The sequence below is a fragment of the Chryseobacterium arthrosphaerae genome, assembly GCF_001684965.1.
Taxonomy (GTDB): Bacteria; Bacteroidota; Bacteroidia; order Flavobacteriales; family Weeksellaceae; genus Chryseobacterium; species Chryseobacterium arthrosphaerae.
In genome coordinates this window covers 880,741-897,294 of sequence record NZ_MAYG01000001.1, presented here as the reverse complement: position 1 = coordinate 897,294, position 16,554 = coordinate 880,741, and the positions used below count along the sequence as shown (strand labels likewise).

The window sequence follows — 16,554 nt, the reverse complement described above, 5'->3', positions numbered from 1 at the left end:
ATTTTGTGCAAATTTAAAAAAAATTAGCGATGGCTATTAAAATAACTGATGAATGCATTAACTGCGGGGCTTGCGAACCGGAATGTCCAAATAATGCAATATATGAAGGAGCCGTAGACTGGAAAGCTTCTGAAGGTACAACACTTCAAGGTACTGTAACGCTTCCTTCAGGACTTACTGTAGATGCGAACGCACCTCAGGAACCTGTAAGTGATGATGTTTATTTCATTGTTACAGACAAATGTACTGAATGTAAAGGATTCCATGAGGAGCCGCAATGTGCTGCCGTATGTCCGGTAGACTGCTGCGTACCTGATGAAGACCATGTAGAATCTGAAGAAGCACTGCTTAATAAAAAAGCATTCTTACACGGCGAATAAAAGAACTCCGTCTCATGCTTTTGAGGCGGCTTTTTTTAATAAAAACCTCAGTAAACCTAATAGAAAACCACAAACAAAGCTAAAGGAATGAAAAATATTCCGGAGGCAACCAAAAAATAAAAATATGAACAAAAAGCACAACTTCAGCGCAGGACCATGTATTTTACCACAAGAGGTATTCGAAAAATCAGCACAGGCTATCCTGGACTTCAATGGTATCGGGCTATCCCTTCTTGAAATCTCCCACAGAAGCAAGGATTTCGTTGCTGTAATGGACGAAGCACGTGCAATTGTAAAAAGATTGATGAATCTTGGTGATGATTATGAGGTACTTTATTTGGGAAGCGGTGCCAGCATGCAGTTTGCCATGGTACCCTACAACCTGATGAAAGTAGGCGGAAAAGCAGCTTACCTGGATACGGGAACATGGGCTGCAGGAGCTATTAAAGAAGCAAAAAAACTAGGAACAGTAGACGTAGTAGGTTCTTCAAAGGAAGAAAACTATTCTTTCATTCCTAAAGATTATACGGTGGGATCAGAATATGATTATTTCCACTGCACATCCAACAATACAATATACGGAACCCAGATGAAGTCCTTCCCTGAAGTGGATACTCTGATGGTGTGTGATATGAGTTCTGATATTTTCTCCAGACAGCTTGATTTTTCCAAATTTGATCTGATCTATGCCGGAGCCCAGAAGAATATGGGACCTGCAGGGGTTACTCTGGTAGTGATCAAAAAAGAGATCCTTGGTAAAACCGGAAGAGAAAATATGCTTTCTATGCTGGATTACTCACAGCACATTTCTAAAGAATCGATGTACAATACCCCGCCGGTGTTCCCGATCTATGCTTCTTTACTGACGCTTCAGCACCTGGAAAATAATGGCGGAATTGCAGCTGCAGAACAAAGAAATGAAGCAAAAGCCAAACTTCTGTATGATGAAATCGACAGCAACCCTCTTTTTGAAACGTTCTGCGTAAAAGAAGACCGTTCTCTGATGAATGTTTCTTTCAAAATTACAGACGAAAGCAAAAAAGAAGAATTTGACAATGCCTGGAAAGCTGCAGGAATCAGCGGACTGAACGGACACAGAAGCCTGGGCGGATACAGAGCCAGCCTGTACAACGCACTTCCTATTGAGAGTGTGCAGGTATTGGTGGATGTAATGAAGTCGATAAAATAGCTTATATTAGGCGACCGAAAAAATAAAAAGATATCAGACAGCAGATACCAGACAGCAGACCTTCAAAGTCTGATCTCTGACATCTTAAATCTAACATCTGTAATAAAATAACACATGAAAGTTTTAGCAAACGATGGAATCTCAAAAGCAGGAGAACTCGCTTTAAAAGAAGCCGGAATTGAAGTTCTGGACAATAGAGTGGCCCAGGATCACGTTATTAATTTTATCAACGATAATAATGTGGATGTTCTTCTTGTAAGAAGTGCAACGAAGGTAAAACAAAACCTGATTGATGCGTGCCCTGGTCTTAAAATCATTGGAAGAGGTGGTATCGGGATGGATAATATTGATGTTGAATATGCAAAAAGCAAAGGAATCAAGGTCATCAATACCCCTACAGCATCTTCAAAATCAGTAGCTGAATTGGTTTTCGGACACTTTATTGCACTGGCAAGGTTTCTTCATGAATCGAACAGGCTGATGCCTCTGGAGGGAGAAACACACTTCAATGCGATGAAAAAATCATTCAGCAATGCTTATGAACTTTCAGGAAAAACATTAGGAGTAATCGGCTTCGGAAGCATTGGCCAGGAAGTCGTGAAAATAGGAATCGCTTTAGGAATGAAAATACAGGTTCTCACAAGAAGCCCGAAAACAGAAGTAATTACATTACATTTTTTTGACGGGCAGGCGGTGAACTTTGAAATCACTTCCACCAATGATATGGATGCGTTCCTTAGAGAAGCTGATTTTATCAGTATCAACACTCCGAAAACGAATGAATACATTATAGACACCCCACAGTTTGAGAAAATGAAGGACGGTGTGTATATTGTGAATACTGCACGAGGCGGTGTGATGAATGAAGTGGCACTGATTGATTTTATAGATTCAGGAAAAGTAGCCGGAGCGGCATTGGATGTTTTTGAAAATGAGCCAAGCCCCGAACTGCCTTTATTAATGAATCCGGCACTTTCACTTTCCCCTCATGTAGGCGGAAATACGATAGATGCGCAAGAGAAAATCGGTACCGAACTTGCAGAACAAATTATTAAGCTACAAAAAGAAACTATAAGATAAATATGCCTGTTTTTAAACCTTTCCGTGGAATAAGACCTCATAGAGACATCGAGAGTACTTTCCCTACCCATCCACTGGATAATTTTACCCAGGAGGAGATCGCAGAGAAGGCTCAAGTTGAAAATACTTACATCAATATGATCAAACCATACGTTGTAAGTAAATCTAAAGATATTGACCGGAACCTGAGAAAAATCCGTTCTACTTTTGAAGAACTCCTGGAAGAAAAGAAACTGATCCAGGACAATTCAGCGTATTATCTCTATGAACAGATCTACCCGAACAAACAGATCTTCAGAGGCCTTCTCGGACTAGCAAGTATTGAAGATTTCTGGAATGGAAAAATAAAAAGACACGAAAGTACCATTCCCCAGAAAAAAGAAAAACTGGCTCACTACCTTGAAAAAGTAAGCCTGCAGGCAGAACCTGTACTGCTTACCTACCCTGCCAACTCAAAAATTGAGTTGCTGATGAACCATGAGGAAAAAAATGTTCCTATCTTTAACCACGTAGATTCCATCGGGATCAGACACAAGATCTGGAGAATAGACAACCGCCTGAAGCTGCAGCAGTTTAAAGAGGTGATTGATCAGATCGATTCATTCTATATTGCTGACGGACACCACAGGATTGGCTCTACTGCCCTGAATGCAAAACGTCATAAAGAGAAAAACAAAAGACATAACGGAACTGAGCTTTACAATTTCGTATACAGCTTCATCGTTTCCAATCAGTCTATCAAAATCCATGATTACAACAGGCTCTTACACGACCTGAACGGTATTTCCAATGAAGAATTCCTGAAGCAGCTTGATCAGTATTTCCTGATCCATGAAAAAGGAGAAACCCCTTACTACCCTTCCCAGAAATTCCACATCTCGATGTATATGGGTGGTAAGTTCTACTCACTTCACGTAAAACATGATCTGCGTTCCAAAGAAATGTCTCTGGATAACCTGGATCACCATCTTTTAGATAAATATATTTTTAAAAATATTCTTAAGATCGAAGATCCGGACAGCTCGGAACTTATTTCTTATGTAAAAGGAACCTCCAATATCAACGGAATCAATATTTTAAAAGAGAAAGTTGACAGTGGTGAAGGAAAAGTAGGCTTCGGTATCTACCCGGTAAGTTTTAACGATATGATTAAAATTTCAGACCTGAAACTGAGCATGCCTCCGAAATGTACATTTATTGAGCCAAAATTGATTACGGCACTGTTAATGTACGATATGAAACCTTAATAATTTCCTATTTTTTCCCTACTTTTATCATCGGTAAAAGAAAGGTAAATAAAAAATGAAAAAAATATTCATTATACTTCCACTCTTTTTGAGTGGATTTTTATTTTCTCAAAAAAAAATCCAGAAAAAGCCTGCAGGTAAAACAGCGATTCCTGTAAAATTAAACTATCACGATGAATTCAGAAAGATCTCAGACGAGATCATGACCAATGGTAAGGCTTATGAAAATCTCGGAGAACTTACAAAAGGCATCGGGCCCCGTTTCAGCGCTACTCCCGGCTATGCAAAAGCAGTAGAATGGGCTGAAAAAAAATTTAAGGAGATCGGCATCAATATGATCTGGAGACAGGAAGCCAAAGCTCCGGTATGGATCAGAGGAAAAGAATCCCTGCATATAAAAACAGGAAACGGAGACTGGAAAAATATCAGAATGCTTTCTTTCGGAAACTCGGAAGGAACCGGAGGAAAAGACCTGACCGGGGAAATTGTTTTGATCAATTCCACTGCGGAACTAAACGCCATGTCAATAGGCCAGCTAAAAGACAAAATAGTTTTCGTGAATGTTCCTATGGACCCGAAAATCATCAATACCAGTGATTCTTATTTACTGACGGCCAAATCAAAATTAATCTCCGCTTCAGTAATTGCCAAAACAGGCGCAAAAGCATTGATTATAAGATCACTGACAACCGCTAATGATGATACTCCGCATGCCAAAATGATTTACTATGAGCCGGATGATAAAATTAAAATTCCTGCTTTATCAATAGGAACAAGATCCGCAGATGAGCTGGAAAGGACCATAAAAAAGCAAAAGGTTACGGCTAAAATCAACATGACTGCCGAATCAAAAGGAGACACCACCAATCCGAATATCATTGCTGAAATTCAGGGTAAAAAAGATTCTAAAGTAATTGTTCTGGGTGCTCAGCTTGATTCATGGGATATTGGCGAAGGGGCTATTGATGACGGAACAGGTGTCGCCCAATGCATCGAAGTTTTAAGAACACTCAAAGCACTTGGGTATGAAAATAACCATACCATCCGGGTGGTTTTATATGCGAACAGCGAAAACGGAGGTCAGGGTCGTGAGATGTATGCTGCTTATGTAAAAAAGAGGGATGAAAAACACATATTTGCACTGGGAACAGATGCCGGAGGATATTCCCCAAGAGGGTTTTCTTTAGATATGTCTCCTCAAAGAAGAAGATTGATTTTCCCATGGAAAGAATATTTTCTGCCTTATGGCGTTTATGATTTCGACCAAACAGAGGCCATCCAGGATATTTCGCCTTTAAAAAAACTGGACATTCCCTTGGCTGAGCTTGTTGTAGACACCCAAAGATATTTCGATTACCATCATTCCGAACAGGATACTTTTGATAAAGTGAATAAAAGGGAACTTCTTCTCGGTGCAGTTGCCATGACACAGATGATTTTGATGGTTGATAAAAACTGGTAATATGAAAAAGATAGCAAGCCTTTCATCATTAATTTTAGGACTGGTCTTTTTATCCGGCCAGACTAAAGAAGACTCTTTACAGTTCAGGAAAATATCCGCAGAGATCCTGAATAACGGAAAAGGATACACTGAACTGAAGGAACTTACAAAAAGTATCGGCCATCGTCTAAGTGGCTCAGAAGCGTATGAAAAATCCGTACAGTGGGCAGCACAGAAACTCCGTGATGCCGGTGCAGATAAAGTATGGCTTCAGGAAGTCATGATCCCTGTCTGGGAAAGGGGGAAAGAATCTTTACACATCAAAACGTCCAATGGCAATTGGAAAAATATAAAAATGCTTTCTTTGGGTAATTCCGAAGGAACAGGCGGAAAAGATGTTTCAGGTGAGATCATTATGGTGAGATCACTGGAAGAATACGATCAGCTGCCTGCAGAGAAAATTAAAGACAAAATCGTTTTTTTTAACTACCCTTTTAATCAGGAGCATGTACAGACCTTTATTGCCTACCGCGAGGCTGGTGCTTACAGAAGAACGGCAGCATCTTTAACCGCTAAAAAAGGAGGTAAATTTGCCATTATCAGATCTCTTTCATCGGCATTTGACGATGTTCCCCATACAGGTAATATGCGTTATGAAGATCATATTTCCAAAGTTCCCGCTATTACTATCGGCAATACGTCAGCAGACGAACTTGAAGCCTTATTAAGAACACAGAAAGTAACAGCCAAACTTAATTCCAATTGCGGGATGAAAGGTGAAAAACTTTCTCACTCCGTTATCGGTGAAATTACTGGCAAAAAAGACAACAGCGTCATTGTAATGGGTGGACATCTTGATTCCTGGGATGTAGGTGAAGGGGCCCATGATGACGGAGCCGGAATTGTACAGAGTATTGAAGTCTTAAGAACCTTTAAAAAATTAGGACTTCAAAATAACCACACGATCAGAGCAGTTTGCTTTGCCAACGAAGAAAACGGCACCAAAGGCGGCAAACAATATGGAAAAACAGCCAAAGAAAAGAACGAAAAACATCTTTTTGCCATAGAATCCGATGCCGGAGGATTTTCCCCGAGAGGAATTTCCCTGGAAATGGGTGACGCCCAAAGAAACCAGATCAAAAGCTGGGGCCGTTTATTCTTACCTTACGGCGTTTACAATTTTGAAGGAAAATATTCAGGATCGGATATTGCACCGCTTCATGAGATGGGTGTTCCCACAGCAGAACTGGTTCCCGATCCGCAGCGTTATTTTGATATTCACCATACTGCTGAAGATACTTTTGAAAAAGTGAACCGGAGAGAACTTCTCCTCGGTTCCGTTGTAATGACACAACTTATTTATATGATTGATAAAAATTGGTAACAATGAAAAAGATATTAGGAACCTCATTATTGCTTATCGGAATGGCTGCATTCGGCCAGTCTAAAGAAGATTCCGTTCAGTTTAAAAAAATTTCCAATGAGATTTTAAATAACGGAAAAGGATACACCGAGCTGAGAGAGCTCACAAAAACCATCGGCCACCGCTTAAGCGGATCAGAAGCTTACGAAAAGTCTGTAAAATGGGCTGAGCAGAAACTCCGTGACGCCGGAGCAGATAAGGTCTGGCTTCAGGAAGTCATGATCCCGGTCTGGGAAAGAGGGAAAGAATCGCTGCACATCAAAACTGCCAACGGAAGCTGGAAAAGTCTTAAAATGCTTTCTTTAGGAAATTCTGAAGGCACCGGCGGAAAAGATGTTTCAGGCGAGATCATTATGGTCAAATCTATGGAGGAATATGATAAACTTCCTGCTGACAAGGTCAAAGATAAAATTCTGTTCTTCAACTACCCTTTCAGCCAATCGTTCATAGAAACATTCAAGGGATATGGTGATGCCGCTAAGTACAGAACAACTGCCGCTTCTTTAACTGCCAAAAAAGGCGGTAAATTTGCCATTATCCGTTCTCTTTCTTCAGCTTTTGACGATGTTCCCCATACCGGAGCAATGCGCTATGAAAACAATGTTTCAAAAATACCTGCCGTAGCTGTCGGCAGTACTACAGCTGACGAACTGGAAGCATTATTAAAGAATCAAAAGATCACTGCCAAACTGAACTCCAACTGTGGAATGAAAGGCGAAAAACTCTCCCATTCCGTAATCGGTGAAATCACCGGTAAAAAAGACCAGAGTGTCATCGTTGTAGGCGGACACCTCGATTCCTGGGACGTAGGTGAAGGGGCCCATGATGACGGAGCCGGAATTGTACAAAGCATCGAAGTATTGAGGACTTTTAAAAAGCTGGGCATCCCCAACAACCATACCATCAGGGTCGTTTGTTTTGCCAATGAAGAAAACGGAGTAAAGGGTGGCATTCAATATGGTAAAGTAGCCAAAGAAAAGAATGAAAAGCATCTTTTTGCCATAGAATCCGATGCAGGAGGATTTGCTCCGAGAGGAATCGCCCTCGATATGGATGAGACTAAGAGAAAACAGATTCAGGGATGGTCGAAATTATTCCTTCCTTACGGGGTGTATAACTTTGAAGAACAGTTCTCAGGAACAGATCTTTATCCGCTTCATGATATGGGCGTTCCTGCGGCTGAACTGATGCCGGATTCGCAACGTTATTTTGATATTCATCATACAGAAGAAGATACTTTTGAGAAAGTGAACCGGAGAGAGCTTTTATTAGGTGCTGCCGCAATGACGCAGATTATTTATATGATTGATAAAAACTGGTAACAGATAAAACCGTCTTTAGAGACGGTTTTTTTTCTTTTTTAATTTTCGCATCTCTTTTTTAGTCATTATTTTACAAATAGAATATGCTGTCCCATAAAATCTATAGCAAATTGCTTTAATTTCTGAATCGAATTTTTTAATCAAAGCTGCCACAGCAGTGGCTTTTTCAATATCATCCGTAATATTCATAATGATTTTACTTTCAGGTATATTTTGAAAACCGGGAGTCCAATATTTTTTGTAAATATAATGCTGGTCTATATTAGATTCTATATCGATTACATTACCATCAAAACCTTGTATCCAGCCTTTTATTTTAGAATCTGTGGGAAAATGATCTATATCATATTGATTAATAATATTAAAAACATTCTCTGTCTGGTCATGGCTCAATTCATAAGATTTTCTAAAATAACTTTCATTATCCTGATTTTTAACAGCCAATACTACCTTACCTTTCACAGTTCCATTGATATTGGAAACTTCAATACATGTTCTGGTATTCCAAAATCTATAAATTATGCCTCCTGGGCTTTTAACAATACTTTCAAGGCCAAAAAATTGATTCCGGTCTATAATTGATTTAAGGTACAAAGAGTTTTCCGGAACAGAAAAATCTATCCCTGTACTATTATTCTGTGTGAAGAATAAACCCGGCAAAAAACATACAGATAGCACAATCGTTTTCATTGATTGATTTTAATTAATTTAATACGAACGGATTTAGCCTGTTTTCTAATAAATATTATTCAAGTTTAGTTTAAACCTTAATTACCTCTAATTTCCCCCCCTGGCTTTACGTCTGTACATAAAAGTTTTAAATAAAAAACTCTTCCACGCATGATGCCATCCTCCACCTGATTCCCAGTTCACATCAAATTTGCCGCCTTCCAATGCATAAGCCGGTATTGAAATTTTAGAGTGGAACATTGGAGGATGATCCTTTATCAAAGCAAAATAATCAGCATCAAAATTGGATTTACGGTAAAACTGAATCTCTATGATCGTTTCCCTCTTAAATGATCTGAAAACATATAAATTAACATCATAGAGATCATGGTAATCCTTCTTTAAAATTTCTACTGCAGCATCTAAACCAAGAAGTTCTTTTGAATTATTAATTCTGTTTCTCAATCCTCTTTGCTCTGTGCCATTCTCTCCTTTATATTCATTAAAATCGGATACGATATAGAAGATATTACGGGAGATTGTATTCCGGCAAGACATCTTTGCCAATCGTAAAAGACGGTCTACAGAATTTTGAATGCTTTTATTTAGATCTTCCCTGATCACAATGAAATGTTTATTTTTCTTTTTTAAAAATCAATCCGTCAATATCAGGTATTTCCAAACCATTGTCATTGCCAAAGGAACAGTCTGTAATCTCAGAATGATAACTGAAGGAAACAGAATCATTCTCTAACCTTTTAAGGTTGATTACAGCATCTTTGATTTTACAGTTCTTATATTGTTCAAATCCTGCGTTGAGTATATTTATCTTAAATTCAGACCCGGAAGGTGATACCACTTTACTTTCACTGACTACAAATTTTTCGCCAGTGAGGTTGATTAATGAAATCTGAATATATTCTTTCCCTTTATTTTTTTCCAGACTGATATCCAGAGTCAGGGGACTTCCTTGCACTTCTGTCTTCCAGATCCCTGCTAATTCAGTCATCTTTTTTTCTGCTTCCGAAAGTTGTTGTCCAAATCCCAAGAAACTGAACAAAAATACCAACCCGGTATATATTTTTTTCATAGTATACAAATTCATTTAAAAATAAGTCTTTTTCTTTGTTTAAGGAAATAACGATCAAAAAACACTGAAAAACAATCCGGTACAACCGTCAAAACAAAAGTGTTAATAGTGAAATAGTCACTTTGGCATGATATTAGCATGTACAGTATTGAGAAAAAATTAAAAAAGCACTAAGGATGAGAAAGAAGGTTTTCTGTGGATTTTCAGTTTTCCACTGATTCAAGTTCATATTGATGTATATGAATCCTTTTTTTTCTACGATGCCGTAAAAGATACGGGAACGTGATTGATTAACCTCCGTTGATTTTTCACAGCAGTTTTGCGCCCCCGTATCTGACTGGTATCATCAATAAAACCCATGAATCTTTTGATTCAGAATTGAAATATATCCCGGACGTAAAGCCCGGTATTATGATATAAATAAATGGCAAAGTCATCGTGAACCTTAGCCCAGTAAAAGAATATGCCATTCTTTTTACCGCAATGCGTATGCCTTTATAATAATTAATTGTATAACCCTTAAAATGTTAGTAATGATGAGAGCCTTTTTTGAAATGATTTTTAAGAGAAATGAAGATGCTGCAAAAATGCATATCTGGAGCCTGCTTTTGGTATTGAGTTTTGCTGCCTTTTCGGTATTGGTATACACCTCAAATCCAAGCTTAAACAGCTTAATTATATATCTGACAGCATTTGCTGCTTATATCGGCTTTGGCCTTGTATTCATCAGTTCCCTGGCCGGAACAGGAATGAAGAAAAGATCAGGCAGAAACATATAACTTTTTAATCTTTCTTTTACTGAAAACCGCCCTTTTTGAAAGGGCGGTTTTTTTATACAATTTTACAAATTACTCTTTAAAAATATCCTTCATCATTTTCTCAAGAAACTTCGTAGTCTCCTCCTCTACCATTTTTTCAGATTTTGCCACGAGCTCCTGATGGAAAGGTTCGCAGCAGGCTCTTATTCCGAAGCCTTCGTCGGTTTTTACAAATTCCGGATGCAGATTGTGCTCTTTACAGGTTTCTGCTTCTATCTCCTGTTTTATTACATCGTAATTCAGATCAAACATATTCTTATTTTGTTTTTTAGGTGCCGGATAAAGATAGAAATTATTTGCATGTATACAACATCCGTATTTCTACGGGACTTTTCTCAACAAAAAAGCCGCTCCTTCCGGAACGGCTTCATATCTTTAGATGCAATTATTTTACTTTTACAAGCTCAACATCGAAAACCAACCATGAGTTTGGCGGGATCACTCCTCCTGCCCCTCTTTCTCCGTAAGCCATTGCCGGCGGGATCAGTAATGTAGCAGTTTCTCCTTCTTTCAATAACAGGATCCCTTCATCCCATCCTTTGATCACTCTTCCCATTCCGATTGGAATTTCGATCGGCTCATTTCTCTTGAATGAAGAATCGAATTCAGTTCCGTCTACCAATTTACCCGCATAATGTACAGATACATTGTCACCAGCTTTTGGAGCTTTACCGTCAGCTGTTTTTGTGATTTTATAGTAAAGACCTGATTCTGTTTTCTGCATACCGGCTTTTAAGCTTTCAACTAATTTTTCCTGGTTTGCTTTGAACTCTTCTTCTTTTTTCTTCTTTTCAGCTTCTTCTTTAGCGATGAAAGCTTTATTGTTTTCTGCGATTTTAGCTTTTCCTTCGTTGAAAGTTTTAGCAGCATCGTAATTTTTGTACTCGTCACCTTTACTGAAAACAGAAACTTTTTCTAAAACAATATCTGTCTTAGGCTTATCCTGAGCTCCTTTTTCAACATTAGCAATAGCATCAATCACATCGTTACCTTTTACCACTTTTCCGAAGATCGTGTGTCTTCCGTCTAACCAAGGGGTAGCTACTTCAGTAATGAAGAACTGAGACCCGTTTGTATTAGGTCCTGAGTTTGCCATAGAAAGAATACCTTTCCCAGTGTGTTTAAGGTCGTTTCTTTCATCTTCAAATTTATATCCGGGATCTCCCATTCCGGTTCCCTGAGGATCACCTCCCTGGATCATGAAATCTTTGATCACTCTGTGGAAAATAGTTCCGTCATAGTAAGGAACTCCTTTAGCCTTAGCTTTGTTATCGATTTTCCCTTCTGCAAGACCGATAAAGTTGGCTACAGTTACTGGTGCTTTCTTGTCCTCAAACTTCACAATCATGTTACCTTTTGTGGTTTGAAGATTGGCATAAAGTCCGTCATTAAGACCTTCGTAAGTTTCTTTGTCTACGTTCATTTTTTTATAAATTGGGGTACAACTCATCAGCGAAATACTTGCCGCTGCCAGAATTATATTCTTGTTAAACAATTTCATGTATTATAAAGCTTTTAATTTTATGATTAATGGGATATCGTTATCTATTTTCTTTTCGTCTCCGAAAGTTCCATAAGCCAAAGAAGACGGTACCAAAAGCGTTACTTCCTCTCCATCATGTATAAAACGCAAAGCATTCTCCACCGCTTTCAGTTCATCAAAATGACCAAACCTGGCATCTCTTCTTTCAAAAGCCTGATCGTAGATCTTAGTCTGATCAAAATCGTACAGCTCATAAGAATAGGAAATCCGGCTGTCATCCGGCCTTCTTTCTCTTTTATCATAACCTTCTTCCGTCACCCAGTAATTCAGCTGCGTAGGATAATACTTCACAGACTGGCCATTGATCCAATCCTGAATCTGGCTTCTTTCCAGACTGTTCAGATTTTTCATCCTGTTTTTAGAAACATCCAGGTCTTTCTGGCTCAGAACACCGCCTACAGGAGGATGTGCCTTCTGAGTATTTCTGTTACAGCTCAACAGGCTTATGGCTGAAATGAAGAGTATTTTTTTCATAAACTTCTGCGAAAATACACATTTTGCGAATCAATTACAAAAGCTTTTAAACCATTAATGTAAATTATATAAAGCATGTGTTTGTATCTGTGGTTTAAATCCAACCATAAGAGAAACAAAAGTTTTTTTAGACACTTAAGTTTTATAAGTTAAAAAAGTTGCGTTGAGAAGAACACGTAAGTTGAAAAATCCAAAGATTTTTTGGTTGGAACTAATCTATGCTTAATTTATAAACAGAAATTATAGACTGACATCTGTGTATGTACAATCTGTCGTTAATTTAACCACATAAGAAACAAAAGTTTTAGACACTTAAGTTTTATAAGTTAATAAAGTTGCGTTGAGGAGAACACATAAGTTGAAAAAATCCAAGGATTTTTTGATTGAAAATAATCTATGCTTAATTTATAAACAGAAATTATAGACTGACATCTGTGTATGTACAATCTGTCGTTAATCTAACCACAAAAGAAACAAAAGTTTTTTAGACACTTAAGTTTTATAAGTTAATAAAGTTACGTTGAGGAGAACACGTAAGTTGAAAAAATCCAAGGATTTTTTGATTGAAAATAATCTATTCTCAATTACAAACAGAATAACAAAAGCCGGGAAAATTCCCGGCTTTCTATAGTGTATATAAATACGATTAAACTGTTTCAAGTACATGATCTACCACCACTCTCCATCCGAAAGGATCTTCAGAAAGGTTGTTTTGCAGATCTACAAGGTCTTTTTTAAGGATCGCAGCATAGCTTTCTTCATCAGATAATCTTGGAAGCTCCAATTTCTCGCCCTGATATCCTAAAGCCTGGAATTGAGTGGTTACCACAGCAGTTCCTACTCCCCATACTTCCTTAAGAGAACCTGCTTTTAAAGCTTCAATCACTGTTTTCACTGCGATAGGCTCTACTTTCACTTCAATTCCTCTTTTCTTAGCCAGTTGAATGAAGCTGTCTCTTGTTACTCCGTCAAGGATTTTCTCAGAAGTTGGCGGCGTATAGATTGTATCGTTGATTCTTACAAACACGTTCATGGTACCACTTTCTTCAAAATATTCGTGGGTAGCATCATCTGTCCAGATAATCTGCTCATATCCTTCTTCGATGGCCAATTGTGTAGGATAGAATGAAGCAGCATAGTTTCCGGCCGCCTTAGCAGAACCTACCCCTCCGTTGGCAGCTCTTGAATAGTGGTCAGAAATTTTTACAGAAACCGGCTCTGAATAGTAGCTTTTCGCCGGTGTTGCAACGATAGCAAACATATATTTATTAGCTACTCTCGCTTTCAAAGCTTCTTCCGTAGCAAAAATCAATGGTCTGATATATAATGACATTCCCTCTCCTTGCGGAATCCATTCTCTATCGATATCTACCAATGCTTTTAATCCGTCTAAAAACATTTCCTCAGTCACCTCAGGCATGGCAAGACGCTTCGCTGACTTGTTGATACGTTCAAAATTCTTTTCAGGCCTGAAAAGGAAAACCTGCCCGTCTTTGTCTTTGTAGGCTTTCATACCTTCAAAACAAGCTTGTCCATAGTTTACTCCCATCATTGCAGGTGTAAACGGTATCGGACCGTAAGGAACTAATTTTACATCACCCCATTTTCCGTTTTCGTACTCGCATATGATCATATGATCAATGAAAGTACCACCAAATGAAAAATTGTTCGGGTCGAATGTAGAAATTCTGGAGTTTTCAGTTTTTTGAATTATCATTTTTTAAAATTTTTACGATGTTCTACAAATTTAACATAATTTTCTAAATATAAAAATTTTAGAGTAAATTTGACAAAAAATTAGCTTGAAAAGAGAAATTAAGACCACAAACGACGGCAGTAAAACACTGTTTATCAATGAATTGAATGAAAACTACCATTCTCATCACGGGGCACTTCAGGAAGCCGAACACGTGTTTATCAAAAATGGACTGAATCTGATAAATGATTGCGAAATTAATATTTTAGAACTCGGTTTTGGAACAGGTTTGAATGTTTTGGTGACAATTAATGAATATTTAAAAACTGACAAAAATCATGTCATCAATTATTTTTCACTCGAAAAATACCCCATAAATGAATCCGAAGTGAACGATTTGGCATATTTTGAGCTTTTCGATAACCCTGAGTTTAAAAATATTTATCAGAAAATTCATCTGGCAGATTGGGAAAAGTCAGTTGAAATCATTAGTGGATTCCACTTAAAAAAGATAGAATGTGACTTTTTTGACCTGAAGAACATTGATTTGCCGGAAATCAACCTGGTCTACTTCGACTGTTTCGGGGCCAGAGTACAGCCTGATCTTTGGGAAAAACCCTTATTTGAACTGGTGTCTGACAAAATGGCTATTAACGGATTATTAACTACCTATTCTTCCAAAGGAAGTGTAAGAAGGATTCTTCAGGACCTTAACTTCCAGGTAGAGAAAAAGCAGGGGCCGCCGGGCAAACGGGAAATGATTAATGCCATTAAAATGTAGAGCATACCTCTGGCATACATGTGCAGCTGTTTAAGGATATGCTTTGCTTTTATTTTTTTATAATAACATATATAATAAGGATAGGCGGTCCGGGAGTTTTTAGGGGACAGCAGTTGATCTCGAACTTACAGCTTTCTGCTTCCGTTATGCAGCTTTTTTCAACAAAAATTCCTTACCTTAGCTATACAAAATATTATACATTATATATATGATAGACAAGATCAACATTAGAGTGTATGCCTGTGCGGTAAAAGATAAAAAAGTACTGACCTTGTTTGAGGAATATGCCGGTGAACCTTTAATGAAATTTCCGGGAGGCGGTCTGGAGTATGGCGAAGGTGTTCTCGAGTGTCTGCACCGTGAATTTGATGAAGAGCTTAATGTAAAGGTAGAGGTGGTAGAACATTTTTATACCCAGGAAAACTTTCTGGTATCCCGATTCAGAGAAAACGAGCAGCTTCTTACCATCTATTATATTGTGAATATCACCAATGAAGAGGATTTCCTGATCCTGGATCCCTGTATAGAAAAAACAGAATGGATTGAAATAGACAGGCCGGATAACCCTTTTCCCCTTCCTGTAGACAAGATTGTATTTGATAAATTAAAAGAAAAATACCTGTAAGCATCTTACAGGTATTTTTTTATATCTTATTTCTTTACTTTAAAATCATTGGCACCCGGATAAGGCTGCAGATAACCGGAGTTCCAGTTAGACTGAAGCAGTGATTCCACAAATTCATCAGTTCTGTTCTTATGCGGATCATAGCGGTCTTTCAGATCAATATCAGCCATTTTACCTTTTACATTCCACCAGAAGGCGCTCCATCCGCCTCTCATTTCTTTGATGATCTCATAAACGTTTTTCCCTGTAGCCCTGTTCATCAGCTTTGCAAATACCTGCCCTTCAGTAGTGGTAAGATCTCTCAGCTGTTTTTCATACTGATCGGCAAGCATATTCTGTCTTTCTCTTACAAATTTTCTTTTGGCCTTGTTATCCATATCCGTCATATCTTTCTGGATATCCCTGTACTGTTGCAATGCAGTTACAAATAACGGATAGACCCTGTAGAGTTTTTTGTTCAGGAAATAATAGTAATTCCTGTCCAGTTGGTTATTAAATCTCGGTTTATTCACCAAAACCAGCTCATCCAGTACGACCACAGGCTCGCCATTGATTTCGTACACCTTGATCTTTTGCTGCTCATCGTAATAATATTTATTTCCGAATTCGTCTACTTTCAGGGATTCAGGCGGGTACTGGTTGAGTGGCTTCGCCACAATACCATCCTTCTGACCGAAAACACTGACTCCAAAAAAGAAAATAAAAAGACAGATAATCTTACTAAAATTCATTATTTTTACACTTATAAGAACAAAAATTGAACGCAAAAATCATTC

General features: G+C 38.2%; 18 protein-coding genes. 10 read left to right on the top strand and 8 right to left on the bottom strand.

Annotated features, from left to right (window positions below; all coding sequences use genetic code 11):
• The first annotated feature begins 29 nt into the window (after positions 1-29).
• The 7 genes from BBI00_RS04005 to BBI00_RS03975 all read left to right on the top strand — a co-directional run bounded on the left by BBI00_RS04005 (position 30) and on the right by BBI00_RS03975 (position 8,082).
• Positions 30-380, top strand: a complete 351-nt coding sequence (locus tag BBI00_RS04005) for a 4Fe-4S binding protein (RefSeq protein ID WP_047098990.1) — start codon at positions 30-32, stop codon at positions 378-380.
• A gap of 124 nt (positions 381-504) precedes the next feature.
• Positions 505-1,569: a 3-phosphoserine/phosphohydroxythreonine transaminase gene (gene serC / locus BBI00_RS04000; RefSeq protein ID WP_065397557.1), complete on the top strand. Its 1,065-nt coding sequence runs from the start codon at positions 505-507 to the stop codon at positions 1,567-1,569.
• 114 nt (positions 1,570-1,683) lie between these two features.
• Positions 1,684-2,649, top strand: a complete 966-nt coding sequence (locus tag BBI00_RS03995; protein WP_065397556.1) for a D-2-hydroxyacid dehydrogenase — start codon at positions 1,684-1,686, stop codon at positions 2,647-2,649.
• Between the two features lie 2 nt (positions 2,650-2,651).
• Positions 2,652-3,896 (top strand): DUF1015 domain-containing protein, encoded by a 1,245-nt coding sequence (locus BBI00_RS03990; protein ID WP_065397555.1) that lies wholly within the window; start codon positions 2,652-2,654, stop codon positions 3,894-3,896.
• Between the two features lie 55 nt (positions 3,897-3,951).
• Positions 3,952-5,358, top strand: coding sequence for a M28 family peptidase (locus BBI00_RS03985; RefSeq protein ID WP_065397554.1), 1,407 nt, complete (start codon positions 3,952-3,954; stop codon positions 5,356-5,358).
• Position 5,359: 1 nt separating this feature from the next.
• Positions 5,360-6,721, top strand: coding sequence for a M20/M25/M40 family metallo-hydrolase (locus BBI00_RS03980; RefSeq protein WP_065397553.1), 1,362 nt, complete (start codon positions 5,360-5,362; stop codon positions 6,719-6,721).
• A 2-nt stretch (positions 6,722-6,723) separates the two neighbouring features.
• Positions 6,724-8,082 carry a M28 family peptidase gene (locus BBI00_RS03975; RefSeq protein ID WP_083988418.1) on the top strand — a complete coding sequence of 453 codons (1,359 nt, stop codon included), beginning with the start codon at positions 6,724-6,726 and terminating at the stop codon, positions 8,080-8,082.
• 15 nt (positions 8,083-8,097) lie between these two features.
• On the opposite strand, the gene BBI00_RS03970 is transcribed toward BBI00_RS03975, so the two are convergent.
• The 3 genes from BBI00_RS03970 to BBI00_RS03960 all read right to left on the bottom strand — a co-directional run bounded on the left by BBI00_RS03970 (position 8,098) and on the right by BBI00_RS03960 (position 9,760).
• The gene (locus BBI00_RS03970) at positions 8,098-8,772 is read right to left on the bottom strand and encodes a hypothetical protein (protein WP_065397552.1); all 675 of its coding nucleotides are present in this window, start codon (positions 8,770-8,772) and stop codon (positions 8,098-8,100) included.
• Between the two features lie 87 nt (positions 8,773-8,859).
• Positions 8,860-9,375, bottom strand: coding sequence for a hypothetical protein (locus tag BBI00_RS03965; RefSeq protein WP_123902222.1), 516 nt, complete (start codon positions 9,373-9,375; stop codon positions 8,860-8,862).
• 10 nt (positions 9,376-9,385) lie between these two features.
• Positions 9,386-9,760 carry a hypothetical protein gene (locus tag BBI00_RS03960; protein ID WP_123902221.1) on the bottom strand — a complete coding sequence of 125 codons (375 nt, stop codon included), beginning with the start codon at positions 9,758-9,760 and terminating at the stop codon, positions 9,386-9,388.
• A 614-nt stretch (positions 9,761-10,374) separates the two neighbouring features.
• Between BBI00_RS03960 and BBI00_RS03955 the strand changes: the two genes are divergently transcribed.
• On the top strand, positions 10,375-10,620 hold the full coding sequence (locus tag BBI00_RS03955) for a hypothetical protein (RefSeq protein ID WP_123841948.1): 246 nt from the start codon (positions 10,375-10,377) through the stop codon (positions 10,618-10,620).
• A 69-nt stretch (positions 10,621-10,689) separates the two neighbouring features.
• On the opposite strand, the gene BBI00_RS03950 is transcribed toward BBI00_RS03955, so the two are convergent.
• The 4 genes from BBI00_RS03950 to BBI00_RS03935 all read right to left on the bottom strand — a co-directional run bounded on the left by BBI00_RS03950 (position 10,690) and on the right by BBI00_RS03935 (position 14,393).
• Positions 10,690-10,911, bottom strand: a complete 222-nt coding sequence (locus tag BBI00_RS03950; RefSeq protein ID WP_065397548.1) for a hypothetical protein — start codon at positions 10,909-10,911, stop codon at positions 10,690-10,692.
• 133 nt (positions 10,912-11,044) lie between these two features.
• On the bottom strand, positions 11,045-12,082 hold the full coding sequence (locus BBI00_RS03945; RefSeq protein WP_228394710.1) for a peptidylprolyl isomerase: 1,038 nt from the start codon (positions 12,080-12,082) through the stop codon (positions 11,045-11,047).
• 81 nt (positions 12,083-12,163) lie between these two features.
• Positions 12,164-12,676 carry an FKBP-type peptidyl-prolyl cis-trans isomerase gene (locus BBI00_RS03940; protein ID WP_065397546.1) on the bottom strand — a complete coding sequence of 171 codons (513 nt, stop codon included), beginning with the start codon at positions 12,674-12,676 and terminating at the stop codon, positions 12,164-12,166.
• Positions 12,677-13,322: 646 nt separating this feature from the next.
• Positions 13,323-14,393 (bottom strand): branched-chain amino acid aminotransferase, encoded by a 1,071-nt coding sequence (locus BBI00_RS03935; protein WP_065397545.1) that lies wholly within the window; start codon positions 14,391-14,393, stop codon positions 13,323-13,325.
• Between the two features lie 85 nt (positions 14,394-14,478).
• Here BBI00_RS03935 and mnmD point away from each other — a divergent pair, with 85 nt between their 5' ends.
• Both mnmD and BBI00_RS03925 read left to right on the top strand, forming a co-directional pair.
• Positions 14,479-15,153 (top strand): tRNA (5-methylaminomethyl-2-thiouridine)(34)-methyltransferase MnmD, encoded by a 675-nt coding sequence (gene mnmD, locus BBI00_RS03930; protein ID WP_065397544.1) that lies wholly within the window; start codon positions 14,479-14,481, stop codon positions 15,151-15,153.
• A 208-nt stretch (positions 15,154-15,361) separates the two neighbouring features.
• Positions 15,362-15,778 (top strand): NUDIX domain-containing protein, encoded by a 417-nt coding sequence (locus BBI00_RS03925; protein WP_065397543.1) that lies wholly within the window; start codon positions 15,362-15,364, stop codon positions 15,776-15,778.
• Between the two features lie 26 nt (positions 15,779-15,804).
• Here BBI00_RS03925 and BBI00_RS03920 read toward each other — a convergent pair whose 3' ends face one another.
• Positions 15,805-16,509 (bottom strand): DUF4294 domain-containing protein, encoded by a 705-nt coding sequence (locus tag BBI00_RS03920; protein WP_065397542.1) that lies wholly within the window; start codon positions 16,507-16,509, stop codon positions 15,805-15,807.
• Between the last annotated feature and the right edge of the window lie 45 nt (positions 16,510-16,554).

Coding starts and splice junctions, on each gene's coding strand:
- BBI00_RS03960 (WP_123902221.1), bottom strand. CDS start 9,760: ATGACTGAATTAGCAGGGATCTGGAAGACAGAAGTGCAAGGAAGTCCC.
- BBI00_RS03925 (WP_065397543.1), top strand. CDS start 15,362: ATGATAGACAAGATCAACATTAGAGTGTATGCCTGTGCGGTAAAAGAT.
- BBI00_RS03990 (WP_065397555.1), top strand. CDS start 2,652: ATGCCTGTTTTTAAACCTTTCCGTGGAATAAGACCTCATAGAGACATC.
- BBI00_RS03995 (WP_065397556.1), top strand. CDS start 1,684: ATGAAAGTTTTAGCAAACGATGGAATCTCAAAAGCAGGAGAACTCGCT.
- BBI00_RS03950 (WP_065397548.1), bottom strand. CDS start 10,911: ATGTTTGATCTGAATTACGATGTAATAAAACAGGAGATAGAAGCAGAA.
- BBI00_RS03985 (WP_065397554.1), top strand. CDS start 3,952: ATGAAAAAAATATTCATTATACTTCCACTCTTTTTGAGTGGATTTTTA.
- BBI00_RS03980 (WP_065397553.1), top strand. CDS start 5,360: ATGAAAAAGATAGCAAGCCTTTCATCATTAATTTTAGGACTGGTCTTT.
- BBI00_RS03935 (WP_065397545.1), bottom strand. CDS start 14,393: ATGATAATTCAAAAAACTGAAAACTCCAGAATTTCTACATTCGACCCG.
- BBI00_RS03940 (WP_065397546.1), bottom strand. CDS start 12,676: ATGAAAAAAATACTCTTCATTTCAGCCATAAGCCTGTTGAGCTGTAAC.
- BBI00_RS04005 (WP_047098990.1), top strand. CDS start 30: ATGGCTATTAAAATAACTGATGAATGCATTAACTGCGGGGCTTGCGAA.
- BBI00_RS03920 (WP_065397542.1), bottom strand. CDS start 16,509: ATGAATTTTAGTAAGATTATCTGTCTTTTTATTTTCTTTTTTGGAGTC.
- BBI00_RS03970 (WP_065397552.1), bottom strand. CDS start 8,772: ATGAAAACGATTGTGCTATCTGTATGTTTTTTGCCGGGTTTATTCTTC.
- BBI00_RS03955 (WP_123841948.1), top strand. CDS start 10,375: ATGATGAGAGCCTTTTTTGAAATGATTTTTAAGAGAAATGAAGATGCT.
- BBI00_RS03975 (WP_083988418.1), top strand. CDS start 6,724: ATGAAAAAGATATTAGGAACCTCATTATTGCTTATCGGAATGGCTGCA.
- BBI00_RS03945 (WP_228394710.1), bottom strand. CDS start 12,082: ATGAACGTAGACAAAGAAACTTACGAAGGTCTTAATGACGGACTTTAT.
- serC (WP_065397557.1), top strand. CDS start 505: ATGAACAAAAAGCACAACTTCAGCGCAGGACCATGTATTTTACCACAA.